The following is a 13,278-nucleotide window of genomic DNA, read 5'->3' as shown; positions in this document are numbered from 1 at the left end:
CTTACGCGTCTCCCTCGGTAGTGGTGTCATCGGCGGCGAGCAGCTCATCACGCAGCGCCTGCGGGGCCAGCGGGAAGCCGGCGGCCTTGCGCGAATCGTAATAGGCGTGGGCCACATCACGGGCGAGAGTGCGCACGCGCAGGATGTAGCGCTGACGCTCGGTGACGGAGATGGCGTGACGCGCATCCAGCAGGTTGAAGGTATGTGATGCCTTCAGTACCTGCTCATAGGCCGGCAGCGGCAGGTTGGCGGTCAGCAGCTTCTGGCACTCGCTCTCGCAGTGATCGAAGGCCGCGAACAGCTCCGGCACGGCAGCGTGCTCGAAGTTGTAGGCCGACTGCTCCTTCTCGTTCTGCAGGAAGACGTCGCCATAGGTCACGACGGAGCCGTCCGGGGCGGTGGTCCAGATCAGGTCGTAGACGCTGTCCACGTCCTGCAGGTACATCGCGATGCGCTCGAGGCCGTAGGTCAGCTCGCCGGTGACCGGGAAGCATTCGATGCCACCTGCCTGCTGGAAGTAGGTGAACTGGGTCACTTCCATGCCGTTGAGCCACATTTCCCAGCCGAGGCCCCAGGCACCCAGCGTCGGAGATTCCCAGTTATCCTCGACGAAACGGATGTCGTGGACCAGCGGGTCGATGCCCAGACGCTCCAGCGAGCCCAGATAGAGCTCCTGCAGGTTGGCTGGTGACGGCTTCATCACCACCTGGAACTGATAATAGTGCTGCAGGCGATTGGGATTTTCGCCGTAGCGGCCGTCGGTGGGACGGCGGGAAGGCTGCACGTAGGCAGCGTTCCAGGTTTCAGGACCGATGGAGCGCAGGAAGGTCGCCGGGTGGAAAGTCCCCGCGCCAACCTCCATATCCAATGGTTGCAGGATGATGCAACCCTGTTCGGCCCAGTATTGCTGCAGGGCCAGAATCAGGCCCTGGAAGGTTTTCACGTCTGGCTGTGTCATTGGTGAAGCCCGTTGGCCCATGAATTCGAGAACTGCCGAGTATACAATCCCCGCTTATCGGGTTATAGGCCGCAGACGAAACCGAGTGCGTGCCATTTCCAAATTCTGATGTGTCGCGTTACTGAACGCGCGCGTTGCCTACAAGCCTCTAGAGGCTCAGGGAGCTCAAATGATCGTCGTTACCGGAGGCGCCGGCTTCATCGGTGCCAATATCGTCAAGGCACTCAATGACCGCGGCCGCACCGATATCCTGGTGGTGGATGACCTGAGTGACGGCACCAAGTTCGTCAATCTGGCGGACCTGACCATCGCCGATTACCTCGACAAGGACGACTTCCTGATTCGTGTCCAGTCGAGCCTGATGGGCGAGTATGCCGAGTTGCCGAAGATCGAGGCGATCTTCCACGAAGGCGCCTGCTCGGACACCACCGAGTGGGACGGCCAGTTCATGCTCGAGAACAACTTCGAGTACTCCAAGGTGCTGCTCAACTTCTGCGAAGCGAACCGGATTCCCTTCCTCTACGCGAGCTCCGCGGCGACCTACGGCGACAGCCAGGTCTTCAAGGAAACGCCGGAGTTCGAAGGTCCGCTCAACGTCTACGGCTACTCCAAGCTGCTGTTCGATCAGCACGTGCGCCAGCGCTGGGACAGCCTGACCACCCAGGTCGTCGGCTTCCGCTATTTCAATGTCTACGGCCCGCGTGAGCAGCACAAGGGCAAGATGGCCAGCGTTGCCTATCACCATCACACCCAGGTGAAGGCGGGCGAGAACCCCAAGCTGTTCGGCGCCTACGATGGCTACGATGCCGGCATGCAGAGCCGTGACTTCGTCTATGTCGGTGATGTGGTCGACGTGAACCTGTGGTTCCTCGATCACCCGGAAGCCTCCGGCATCTTCAATCTGGGCACCGGTCGCGCCGAGCCGTTCAAGGCGATCGCCGAGACCGTCATCGAGTACTACGAGAAGGGCGAGATCGAGTACATCGACTTCCCGGAAAACCTCAAGGGCCGCTACCAGAGCTTCACGCGTGCCGATATCGGCAAGCTGCGCAAGGCCGGCTGCAACGTCGAATTCAAGACCGTTGCCCAGGGCACGCGCGCCTATCTCGAATGGCTGAATCGCTGAGTCCGAGCACGTGTGGACCGAGCGCGTGGGGACTGAGGGTGAGCGCCTGCCTCGCAAGGGCGATGGGGCAGGGCAAGCGCACTCGCAAGGAGGATTGGCCGTGAAGAGGAGCAAGGCATGAGTGAGCGCATTCTGGTGGTCGGGCCCAGCTGGGTCGGCGACATGGTGATGGCGCAGAGCCTGTTCATGACGCTGAAGCAGCGCTCGCCCGGCTGCCGGATCAGTGTGCTGGCGCCCGCCTGGTCGCAGCCGATCATCGAGCGCATGCCCGAGGTCGAGGAGGCACTGGCGTTGCCGGCGGGGCATGGTGACTTCGCCCTCAAGGCGCGCTGGCAGCTCGGGCGTTCGCTGCGTGGGCGCTTCGACCGCGCCATCGTGTTGCCGCGCTCGTGGAAGGCAGCGCTGGTGCCGTTCTTCGCGCGCATTCCGGTGCGCGTCGGCTTCACCGGTGAGCAGCGCTACGGCCTGCTCACCGAGTGCCGCAAGCTCGACAAGTCGGTGCTCGATCAGACCGTCAAGCGCTTCACGTCGCTGGGCCTGCCCGTTGAGGAGGCCAATCCGCCGGCGGGCATCCCGGAGCCCGCTCTGGTCACTGACAGCGCCAATCAGCTGCGCTTGCGCGGCGAGTTGGGGCTGGTGGCGCCGCCGGCACCCATCATCGGCATGATGCCCGGGGCGGAATATGGCCCGGCCAAGCAGTGGCCGCTGGCGCACTTTCGCGCACTTGCCGAGTCATTGACCCGCCAGGGGGCCGAGGTGCGCATCTTCGGTGGCCCCAAGGATGTCGCGGCGGGGGAGGAGATCGCCCAGGGGCTTGCGGGCGTTCACAACCTGTGTGGCAAGACGCGGCTGGCGGATGCGGTGGACCTGATCGCCGAGTGTCGGGAAGTGGTCAGCAATGACTCCGGCCTGATGCATGTCGCAGCCGCGGTGGGGGCCCGTATCCAGGGCATCTATGGTTCCTCGTCGCCGCATTACACGCCGCCGCTGACGGCCAATCGCGAGATCCACTGGCTGGCGCTGGAGTGCTCACCCTGCTTCAAGCGCGTCTGCCCGCTGGGGCATACCAATTGCCTGAACCATATTGCTCCCGAGCGATTGTTGACGGCGATCTCGCTGGATGAGGATGCGCGGTGAACCTGCCGAGAAACCGTACGACGGATGATCTGATCCACCCGCGCATGCGCGGGGCCATGCAGCGTGCTCAGCGGATCGAGGCGCTGCGTGCCTGGTGCGAGCACCACCTGATACTGCCGCTCAGTCGTTGCTGGTTGATGCGCTGGAAGCGCCAGCGTGCACGCCATCAGTCCCTTGAGCGCCGTGGTCTGCCGCGTCATGCGCTGGAAGACATGATGGGGCAGGAGGCGTTGACGGTCTGGGTCAATCCGCGTGAGTTGGTGCGCGACGTCAATTTCGGGCGTGACAAGCGCAACCGGCCATCCTCCAACGCCTTCATCTGGGATGGCGACTGGGACCTGCGGCGCGGCGCCTTCCGCTTCGGATCACGCTCACGTCTGATGCGGGACCTGATCGAGCATGGCGATGACCTGACGGCGACGGAGCGCTATCAGCACTTGAAGGCCTTGCTGGAAGCGGGCAAGCCGTGGTCGTCACCGCGTGATGGGCTGTTGATGGACAGCGAGGAGCAGATTCTTGGCTATCTGCGCTGTTATCGCGGTTATCTGCAGGACATGGCCAGCAATGGCTTTCGTCAGGGGGTCACCAAGGACGAGATGGGCGTCGCGGTGACGCGTGAGGGTCGCCTGCTCAAGATCAACCGTGGTCTGCATCGTCTGGCCATGGCGCAACAGGTCGGCGTGCCCAGCGTGCCCGTCGTCATCAAGGCGGTACATCGTGAGTTCTGGGACAGGGTGACCGCCGGTGCCGAAGGCGATGAGGCCCTGCGGCGGCTGCAGGCTGCGCTGCGTGAGTGTCGCCCCGAAAGCGAACCAGGCCCGCTGGATCCCCGGACATATCCCGTGCTGGGCGTGGACGAAGGCTGGCCGGATCTGCGCGGCCTGAAGGACGCTGGTTCGCGTGCCTGAGCAGCTGACCTGCTGTTTGGAAAAACGAAAAAAGCCCTGTTTCATTGTGATGTTTCACATGAAACAGGGCTTTTTTTATTCTCTAGCCGGGCGATAGGTACCTGGACGATAGGTGCTTGTGGGCCAGGTACTGGGGCGATAAGTGTCTGAGATGAAAAGCGGTCTAGCGTGCCAACCGCTGATAAAGCCCCAGATAGGCCTCGCCCATGGCGCTGGGAGTGAAGCGTGCCAGATGCGCACGCGCCCCCGCGACCAGCCGCTCCCGACGTGGTGCATCAGCGACGAGTGCCACGATGGCGGCAGCCAGTGCCTGTGCATCGCCGGTGGGCACCAGCACGCCGGTGCTGTCGTCATGCACGATATCGGGGATGCCATCCACATCGCTTGCGATGATCGGGACGCCGTGATCCATCACGTCGAGCAGAATCGAGCCGAGACCCTCGTTGCGCGACGGGAAGGCGAACAGATCGAAGGCTTCCAGATAGTCGCCGACATTGGTGTGAAAGCCTTCCCAGACCAGATTGTCGAGATCGGCACTTTCCGCCTTGAAGGCCGCTTCGTCCTCGCCGGCGCCCAGGCAGACGAACAGCAGCTGCGGGTGGCTGTCGCGCAGGCTGCGGGCCGCCTCGATCAGCACTCGCTGGCCCTTGTGGCGGTCCACCAGGGCGCCGACATGCCCGATGACAACACGCCCCCCTGCGGGCGTATTGCCGAAGCGCTGGCGTAGCTCGGCCACGGCTTGCTTGTCGCTGGGCAGATGGGCGAGGGTGCTGGGGATCAACGCCGTCTCACCCCATTGGCGCTCCCGCAGGTGAGATTCGATCACCGACGAAATCGCCACTCGGCAGGCGGCCGCGCGATAGGTCAGGCGATTGAACGGCTTGTCCTTCACCGGCTGGGGCACCCGGCGTGTCAGCAGGTAGGGCATGCCGGTGAGGCGCTGATGCAGCCATGCCCAGTGCACGGCCTTGGCTTCGTGAGCATGCACGATATCGGCGCGGGGCTGGCCGAGATGGCCCTTGAAGCGTCCGCTGATCTCGATCATGTCCACCGTGGCGGCCAGCTCAAGCGCCGCCAGTTCGCTGATCAAGGGCGAGCCCTGCAGACACACCAGTGACTGGCGGATCGGCGCGCCGGCTTCGCCGTTCTCCCTTGGACTTGCGCGTCGCGCCAGGTCCGCGATCAGGTTGAGCGTCTGGCGCTCACCGCCGCGAAAGCCGCGTGCCAGATTGACATGGCGTACGTGAAGTGGGCGCGTCACACCTCGCGCGGCAGTCGGCTCACAGCTAGAGGTCATGGTCACCATACCTTGTTGAAATCTTCGGCCTCACGCACCTTGGCGTCGCGCTGGAATTCCAGCAGCTTGGCGTATTTCAGGTAGGCATTGATGCTGGCCGACAGCGCCACCGAGAAGCCATCGACGCCATCACGGAAGCCAGCCTGGAAGACGAACTTGCGCATGAAGGCATTGCTGGCATGCAGGAAGGGAGTGAAGGCGTTGGCGCGTTTTCCCTTCTGATACATGATCTTGGCGGCGCGGTTCGAGAAACGGCCACTGGCCTTGACGAACAGTTCACCGAGATTGGCGAAGCTGTAATGCTCGAGATCGGCGTCCAGCTCGCAGGGATGGTTGGCCTGCACCGAGCTGTGCTGACGCGAATCGCGGAAGGCGAGTTTCTCGCGGTCATACAGGCGCAGGCAGTAATCGGGATACCAGCCGGCATGCCTCACCCAGCGCGAGCCGATGAAATTGCGACGGCGTAGCGCGAAGCCGTCGTGGGGCGTGCTGTCGAGTGCCAGTTCCCGGATGGCGCTGACGGCACCGTCGGTCAGGCGCTCATCGGCATCCAGAGACAGCACCCAGCGGTGGCTGGCATGGCTCGGCCCGACATTCTTCTGCGGCCCGTCGCCCAGGTAGGGTTGATCGATCACCACGGCGCCCATGTTGCGCGCCAGCTCGCAGGTGGCATCGGTGGAGCCGGAATCGACCACGATCAGCTCATCGCAGACCTGGGCCAGCGAGCGCAGGCAGTCCTCGATGTTGTGGGCTTCATTGAGGGTGATGACACAGCCGGTGATGGGCACCGCGGTGCGCAGCTTGCCATCGGGTGAAGGGGCGGCCGAGGCCTCGTCGCTCGTGTTCATGACGGTCTCTGTCTGAAGAGCGCCTGCAGCACGACGGGGTGTGGCAGGCGCCGATGGGACTCAGTGGCAGGCTCAGTTCGCGTAGAAGCGGCGCATGGCCTCCATCACTTTCATGACGGGGTTGGCGCCTTCGCCGAGCGCCTGCCGACGATTCATGTCGCCATCGTACACTGCATAGCCGCCGGTGCCTTCCAGTGCATAGATGCAATCGCGCTGAATGATACCGAAGTCCTGATAGCTACCGGAGAGCACCCATTCATTGTCGACCTCTGGTTGATGGTCGAGAGTGCGCAGCAGGTCATGGCCCATGCTGTAGTCGCTGGGGGGATTGCTGATGCCCATCACATGGCGTAGCAGTGTCGGGACGACATCATAATGCGCGGTGACGGGCGGCAGGGGCAGCTGGCTTCCATAGTGGCCGGCAGGAATGCCGGGGCCGCGCAGAATCAGCGGTACCTGGGTCTGGTAGCGAGTGAAGTTGCCATTGTGTCCCCAGAAATTCTTGCCGCTGTCATTGAACTCCTGAGCATGATCACCGGTGACGACCAGCACCGTATTGTCCCACTCGCCGTGTTCTTTCAGGTCCTGAATCACGCGCGCCAATTGCCTGTCCAGATGATACAGCGAGTTCAGATACAGGTTGCGCACAGGCGTCGGGTCGGTGTCGGGACCCAGTGTCAGATAGTCCATGCCGGTGGCGCTGGGCTGGAAGGGAGTACTGGCACCTCTGGGTAGCGAGTATCCATGCGGAGCATCGTAGAACAGCACGCCCAGCCACGGTTTCAGCGCATGAGCGCCCTGCTGCAGCGCTGTCTGGCGGCGCTGGGCCTGCCAGGCGAGCCAGTCGGTCGTCATCACGCGGTCCCGCATGGCGGGACTGTCGCCCAGTGTGCGCAAGCGCAGATCTGGCACTTTCGGGAAGAGGCTGCGGTCCAGGCCGACACCATTGAAGCTTGCCGAGGAGAATAGCCCCAGCGGCCACTGGCGCTGCAGTGCCTGATTGACCAGCACGCTGCCCAGGCCGTCATTCTCCATCGGGGTGACGTAATTGGCGGTCAGGCCGGATAGCAGGCTGAAGAAGCCGGTGCGGGTACTGTTGCCACCGGAGATGTGATCCGGGAAGTGCAGACCATCCGCCAGGGCGGCGTGCAAGTGGGGCATCGCCTCGGCAGTGAAGCTATCGGCGCGCCAGGAGTCGATCACCAGAAACAGGATGTTGGCAGGCTGGCCGTCGACACCTCTGCTGGTGATGACATCGTCATCCTGTTTAAGCGGTACGGCAGGATAGGCCAGCGAACCCGTCCCGAAATTCTGGATATGCACCTTGGCCGCTTCTGCAGTCCGGGCATCCAGCCACCCGTGGTCTTCCATGAAGTCGCGCGCTGTGGCGGGGAACAGCAGCGGGAAGGCGGGCGCTTCGCGTGTCACCTGCAGGTTGTGATGGGCATCTGACACGATGTGCTGGATGTGGCTCGCCAGCAGCATGAGGAACAGCAAGGCATGCAGCTTGCCTGTCGGCAAACGGTGAGCGCGTTTGACCGCCGCAGGCCCACTCAGTCGATAAGCCAGCCCGCAGCAGAGCGCGATCAAGCCGAGCAGGGTGCATGCACCCAGCAACCAGGTCGTGGCATCGAACTCGAAGATTTCACCGTTGCTGTCATTGAGGAACATCGACAGCATGAAGCCATTGAGATGGAAGCGGTACTGGGCATAGACGAGGCTGTCGATGATCAGTGCGCTCAATGCACTGCCGGCCAGAATGCCCGCAGGAAGCCACAGCCAGCGGCGAGCGCTGCGCGCGGGCAATATCATGCCGAGCAGGCCAACTGGCAGCCACAGTAGCTGGGCAAGCAGTCCGTAGTGACCCAGCCAGGTGGTGGCCAGGTAGGCCCAACCGCTCAGGCTGGCGGCACTCACTCCTTGCGGGAGTGGGGTAAAGGGCAGATAGCGGGTCGCGACCAGCCAGATCAACACCAGGATGGCGAGAGAGAAGGTGGCGCTGTCGCGAAGATAGCGGCGGCGGCTGTCACGAGGTCGGGCGTTGGCGAGCGCAGGCGAGTCAGGGGTCTTTGCGGTCATCGGTCATATCCGGCGGATAGGAAAAAGCGCGATAGCCCATCAAGCGTGGGGAGCGGCAAGATAGTTATCATGCATAGTATATTGTTAGCATGATATCTTGTTTTGCGCGCCGGATGACCACTTTGTCAGTAATAGAGTTGAACGGAGCGTCAGCAAAGAGTGGAACGAAGCGGGCGCCTACCCTTGATAGGCGCTGCGGATGCGGGCCAGGCACGCCGCATGATGTGTCGGGGTGAAGCGGGCCAACGAACGGCCCAGGCGGGAGAGATTGCTCTCGCGCCAGCGTGCATCCCAGGGAGCCTCGGCATGCAGCTGGCAGCGATCGAGATCGATCACGTAGATGCGTTCGCTTTCATCGATCAGCAGGTTGCGTGCGTTGAGGTCGACATGCTCGAGCCCGGCGTCATGCACGGCGCGAATGGCGTGACCTGTCGCGTCGAGCAGGCGGAGCAGGGCTTCGGGCAGCTCGGCCCCGGCAGGCAGGTGCAGTGCTTCGAGGGCGATCAGGTCATCGGCGAAGGCGCGTGCGCCGGGAATCAGCACCGTGATCAGGGCGGCCTCGTAGGTCAGACCATGCCGCCACACGCAGGCACCGACGGGCTCTGGCACCGGCAGCCCCTGGCGATACAGACGCTCCGTCAGGCGCAGTTCAGCGAAGGCACGGGTGCGCTCAAGGCCGGTATAGAGGTAGCGCTGACTGGCGAGCTTCGCGATCAGGCCGCCGCGACGATAGGGGCGCAGTGCCCAGCGGCGAGCCGGTGTCGCGGTGATATTGGCGGGTTGCAGTTCGGCGGGCAAACGACAGACATCGAGGAACAGACTCGCCCCGCGCCCCGGCGCTTCGCCGGTCACGGCGTCGTGTTCACGCCAGAACGATGGCATGAACCAGTCCGGCGTCATTTGTGGCGCTGTTTCGCCATCATATAGAATGTGGGCATTCTCATTTCGGAAAACTGCCATCCGCATGAAGCATCCTCTCCCTGCCCAGCCCGCACATATCTGCGTGCTCCGGCTCTCCGCTCTCGGCGATGTCTGCAATCTTGTGCCAACGGTACGCGCCTTGCAGCGTCAGTGGCCTGAGGCCCGCATTACCTGGATCGTCGGCAAGGGGGAGCACAGTCTACTGTCCGGCCTGACCGGGGTCGAGTTCGTGGTCTATGACAAGTCCACCGGTCTTGCGGGCATGCGCGCCATCTGGCGACAGCTCAAGGACACGCACTTCGATGTGCTGCTGCACATGCAGCAGGCACTGCGCGCCAGTGCGCTGTCGCTGGGCCTCAAGGCCAAGGTGCGCATCGGTTATGACCGTGCGCGCGCCAAGGACTGGCAGTACCTCTTTACCTCCCATCAGCTGGCCCCGCGAGAGCGCGCCCACGTGCTGGAGTCGTTCATGGACTTCGCGCGTACGCTGGGTGTCGAGGACTGCCGTCTCGACTGGCGTCTCGATGTACCGCCCGAGGCCTACACCGAAGCCGCACGCGTCACCGGTGAGGCGCCGTATCTGATCATCAGTCCGTGTGCCAATCCGCGACTGCGAAACTTCCGCAACTGGTCGCCGGAAGGCTATGCGGCGGTCGTCGATCATGCCTGGCAGCAATATGGCATCCGCAGCGTGATGACCGGTGGTGGCAGTCCGCAGGAACGTGAAATGGGCGCGCGCATCAAGGCGCTGGTCAGCGAAGGCGCGGTCATCGATGCCATCGGTGGCACCTCGCTCAAGGGCCTGCTGGCGATGATCGATCGCGCCGTGGCGGTGATCGCGCCGGATTCCGGCCCGGTGCACATGGGCAATGCGCTCAACACGCCGGTGATCGGCCTGTACGCCACCACCAATCCCGAGCGCGCGGCACCGTACTGCTGGCAGCATCTGGTGGTCAATCGCTATCCGGACGCCGTGAAGACCTATCTTCACAAGCAGATGGACGAGATCAACTGGGGTCAGCGCGTGCGCCATCAGGACGCCATGAGCCTGATTCGCGCCGAGGATGTCATCGCGTGCCTCGCTGAGCTGCTGGCGGACACCGATGGCGTCATTCGCGGCCAGAGCTGCGAACGTCTGCCGGTCGCGGCTGTCTCCTCTACGGATACCACTTCTTCCCAATCCCCCTCTGCACGCGGAGACGCCTGATGAAGCTTGATCTGACTGCGCTTGAACAGGCTCGCCTGCTGGTCGTGGGTGATGTGATGCTCGACCGCTACTGGCACGGTGGTACCTCACGCATCTCGCCGGAAGCGCCGGTGCCGGTAGTACGAGTCGGCGAGAGCGAAGACCGCCCCGGCGGTGCCGCCAACGTCGCGCTCAACATCGCCTCGCTCGGCGCACACGCCACCCTCGCGGGCGTGGTCGGTGAGGATGACAACGCCGCCATCCTTACCCGCGCGCTGGAAAACGCCAATGTCATCACGCGCTTCCAGGCCAGTGACAGCGTGCCGACCATCACCAAGCTGCGCGTGATGAGCCGCAATCAGCAGCTGCTGCGCCTCGATTTCGAGGAGCCGCTGCACGAGGTGGATACCAGCGCGCTGGTGAGCCAGGTCGAGGCCGAGCTGGGCGCCAGCGGCGTGATGATTCTCTCCGACTACGGCAAGGGCTCGCTGAATCAGGTCGAGGCGCTGATCGCCGCCGCGCGTGCGGCGGGCAAGCGTGTGCTGGTCGACCCCAAGGGCAGTGATTTCTCGCGCTATCGCGGCGCCAGCATCATCACCCCCAACCTGACCGAATTCGAGACCATCGTCGGGCCTTGCCGCAGCGATGAGGAACTGGCCGAGAAGGGCGAGGCACTGCGTGCCGAGCTCGAGCTGGAAGCCCTGCTGGTGACGCGCAGCGAGAAGGGCATGACCCTGATCCGCGAGGGCTATCAGCCGCTGCACCTGCCGACGCATGCGCGTGAGGTCTATGACGTCACCGGCGCCGGCGATACGGTGATCGGCGTGCTGGGGCTGGCGCTGGCGGCCGGTCACGCCTTCCCGGAAGCCGTGATGCTGGCCAACCTGGCCGCGGGTCTGGTGGTCGCCAAGCCGGGGACCGCGACCCTGTCGGTGGCGGAGCTCTATACCGCGCTGCACGGCGACAAGCTGGCGGAATTCGGCGTGATCCAGGAGTCCGCGCTCATCCCGGCAGTGAAGGCCGCCCAGGCACGCGGTGAGCGTGTGGTGATGACCAATGGCTGCTTCGACATCCTGCACGCCGGTCACGTGGCCTACCTGCAGGAAGCGGCACGCCACGGCGATCGCCTGATCGTGGCCGTCAATGACGACGACTCGGTGGCACGCCTCAAGGGGCCGACACGCCCGATCAACCCGGTGCTGCGGCGTATGCAGGTGCTGGCGGGCCTCGGTGCAGTCGCCTGGGTGGTGCCCTTCAATGAAGATACCCCGGCACGCCTGATCGAGGCCGTGTTGCCGGATGTGCTGGTCAAGGGCGGCGACTATCGCCCCGAAGAGATCGCGGGGGGAGAGGCGGTGATCGCCAATGGCGGTGAAGTCCGCGTGCTCGGTTTCGAGGACGGCGTCTCCACCACCGCGATGATCGCCACCATCCTCGATCGTGAGGACTAGGCGTGAGCCTTGCCCGTGGCCTCTACAGCACCGCACTGACCCTGCTGTCGCCCCTCATCTGGCAGCGGGTCTGGCGCGAGCACGATGCCCAGCACTCGCGCCTGGAGCGGCTGGGTATCATCCCCTCCACACCGAGCACCACGCCCGACAGTGAACGCCCCATCTGGCTGCACGCCGCCTCGCTGGGCGAGGTGGTGATGGTGGCGAGTCTCGTCGAGGCGCTGCGTCAGCGTTACCCACGGCGCCCGCTGGTGCTGACGACCATGACAGCCACCGGCGCTGCACAGGCCGCACGTCTGCTGCATACGCCGCAGGGCTCGTCAGGGCTTGCCCCGGCCCGTCACCATTACCTGCCGCTGGATTTCCCGCTGAGCGCGCGGCGCTTCGTGCGTCGGCTGCGTCCGGCGCTGGCGATCATGGTCGAAACCGAGCTGTGGCCCAACCTGATGGCGGCCTGCGCGCGGGATGGCATTGCGCTGTGCGTCATCAATGGCCGCCTGTCGCCGCGCGCCTTCCAGCGCTATCGCAGGATCGGCGCCCTGATGCACGACAGTCTTGCTCACGTCAGTGGTCTGTCGGCCAAGTCGCAGCAGGATCTGGAGCGCTTCATGGCGCTTGGCCTGCCGCCCGCGCGTGGCACGGCCGTCGGCTCGCTCAAGTTCGAACTGGAGATTGCTGAACAGGTCATTGCCGATGGCCAGGTGCTGCGCCAGTCATTCGCGCAGCGGCCGGTATGGATCGCCGCCTCGACGCATGACGGCGAGGATGGCCAGATACTCGCGGCGCATGCCGCGGTGCGTGACCAGCATCCTCAGGCCTTGCTGCTGTTGGTGCCGCGCCATCCGCAACGCTTCGAGGCAGTGGCCGCTCAGGCGGCGCAGTGGTGTCAGGCGCGCGGCGAGAGCAGCCTGCGGCGCAGTGCCATGTCAGAGAGCGGCACCGAGGTGGCTGACGCCGTCTCGGTGCTGGTCGGTGACAGTCTCGGGGAATTGCTGACGCTGTATGCGGCCAGTGATATCGCCTTCATCGGCGGCAGTCTGGTGCCCATCGGCGGGCACAACCTGCTCGAGCCCGCTGCGTTGGGGCTGCCACTGCTGAGTGGCCCATCGCTGGACAACTTCAGTGAGATCGCCGAGGTGATGACCGCGGAAGGCGCGCTCCAGGTCGTTGCGGATGACGCGGCATTGGCCGAGGCGGTGAATGCGCTGTTCTCGGATCAGGCCGCGCAGCAGATGGCAGGCCAGGCGGCCAGTCAGGTCGTGGAGCGCAATCGTGGCGCGCTGAGCGGTACCTTGGCGATGCTCGAGCACCACCTGCCGCTGTGACGTCCCCGCGCACGCAAAGTGTGCATTGACTGTCTGGTCAGA

General features: G+C 64.2%; 11 protein-coding genes. 6 read left to right on the top strand and 5 right to left on the bottom strand.

Annotated features, from left to right (window positions below; all coding sequences use genetic code 11):
• Position 1: 1 nt before the first annotated feature.
• Positions 2-958 carry a glycine--tRNA ligase subunit alpha gene (glyQ, locus tag ACJJV2_RS17115; RefSeq protein WP_107335756.1) on the bottom strand — a complete coding sequence of 319 codons (957 nt, stop codon included), beginning with the start codon at positions 956-958 and terminating at the stop codon, positions 2-4.
• A 169-nt stretch (positions 959-1,127) separates the two neighbouring features.
• Between glyQ and rfaD the strand changes: the two genes are divergently transcribed.
• The 3 genes from rfaD to ACJJV2_RS17100 all read left to right on the top strand — a co-directional run bounded on the left by rfaD (position 1,128) and on the right by ACJJV2_RS17100 (position 4,129).
• Entirely contained in the window at positions 1,128-2,084 is a 957-nt protein-coding gene (rfaD, locus tag ACJJV2_RS17110) for an ADP-glyceromanno-heptose 6-epimerase (RefSeq protein ID WP_131431083.1), read from the top strand.
• Positions 2,085-2,201: 117 nt separating this feature from the next.
• Complete coding sequence (gene waaF, locus ACJJV2_RS17105) at positions 2,202-3,221, top strand: lipopolysaccharide heptosyltransferase II (protein WP_043331640.1); 1,020 nt, start codon at positions 2,202-2,204, stop codon at positions 3,219-3,221.
• Positions 3,218-4,129: a hypothetical protein gene (locus tag ACJJV2_RS17100; RefSeq protein ID WP_405282337.1), complete on the top strand. Its 912-nt coding sequence runs from the start codon at positions 3,218-3,220 to the stop codon at positions 4,127-4,129. Before waaF ends, ACJJV2_RS17100 begins: the two co-directional genes overlap by 4 nt.
• 163 nt (positions 4,130-4,292) lie before the next feature.
• Here the strand turns inward: ACJJV2_RS17100 and ACJJV2_RS17095 are convergent, their stop codons facing one another.
• From ACJJV2_RS17095 to ACJJV2_RS17080, 4 genes are all read right to left on the bottom strand, one after another.
• Positions 4,293-5,426 carry a glycosyltransferase family 4 protein gene (locus tag ACJJV2_RS17095; protein WP_405282336.1) on the bottom strand — a complete coding sequence of 378 codons (1,134 nt, stop codon included), beginning with the start codon at positions 5,424-5,426 and terminating at the stop codon, positions 4,293-4,295.
• 2 nt (positions 5,427-5,428) lie between these two features.
• Complete coding sequence (locus ACJJV2_RS17090; protein ID WP_405282335.1) at positions 5,429-6,274, bottom strand: glycosyltransferase family 2 protein; 846 nt, start codon at positions 6,272-6,274, stop codon at positions 5,429-5,431.
• Between the two features lie 72 nt (positions 6,275-6,346).
• The gene (locus ACJJV2_RS17085; protein WP_405282334.1) at positions 6,347-8,353 is read right to left on the bottom strand and encodes a DUF3413 domain-containing protein; all 2,007 of its coding nucleotides are present in this window, start codon (positions 8,351-8,353) and stop codon (positions 6,347-6,349) included.
• 177 nt (positions 8,354-8,530) lie between these two features.
• Positions 8,531-9,313 carry a 3-deoxy-D-manno-octulosonic acid kinase gene (locus ACJJV2_RS17080; protein WP_405282453.1) on the bottom strand — a complete coding sequence of 261 codons (783 nt, stop codon included), beginning with the start codon at positions 9,311-9,313 and terminating at the stop codon, positions 8,531-8,533.
• 4 nt (positions 9,314-9,317) lie between these two features.
• Here ACJJV2_RS17080 and ACJJV2_RS17075 point away from each other — a divergent pair, with 4 nt between their 5' ends.
• Genes ACJJV2_RS17075 through waaA form a run of 3 tightly spaced genes read left to right on the top strand, consistent with a single transcriptional unit; the run spans position 9,318 to position 13,236 of the window.
• Positions 9,318-10,481 (top strand): glycosyltransferase family 9 protein, encoded by a 1,164-nt coding sequence (locus ACJJV2_RS17075; protein WP_405282333.1) that lies wholly within the window; start codon positions 9,318-9,320, stop codon positions 10,479-10,481.
• Positions 10,481-11,911, top strand: a complete 1,431-nt coding sequence (gene hldE / locus ACJJV2_RS17070; RefSeq protein ID WP_405282332.1) for a bifunctional D-glycero-beta-D-manno-heptose-7-phosphate kinase/D-glycero-beta-D-manno-heptose 1-phosphate adenylyltransferase HldE — start codon at positions 10,481-10,483, stop codon at positions 11,909-11,911. Before ACJJV2_RS17075 ends, hldE begins: the two co-directional genes overlap by 1 nt.
• A gap of 2 nt (positions 11,912-11,913) precedes the next feature.
• The gene (gene waaA, locus ACJJV2_RS17065) at positions 11,914-13,236 is read left to right on the top strand and encodes a lipid IV(A) 3-deoxy-D-manno-octulosonic acid transferase (protein WP_405282331.1); all 1,323 of its coding nucleotides are present in this window, start codon (positions 11,914-11,916) and stop codon (positions 13,234-13,236) included.
• Positions 13,237-13,278: the final 42 nt, after the last annotated feature.

The sequence above is a fragment of the Cobetia sp. Ld8 genome, from assembly GCF_045066615.1.
In the GTDB taxonomy this organism is placed as follows: Bacteria; Pseudomonadota; Gammaproteobacteria; order Pseudomonadales; family Halomonadaceae; genus Cobetia; species Cobetia amphilecti.
Note: the sequence above shows the minus strand (reverse complement) of the source record. Positions and strands in the feature narration are given on the sequence as shown.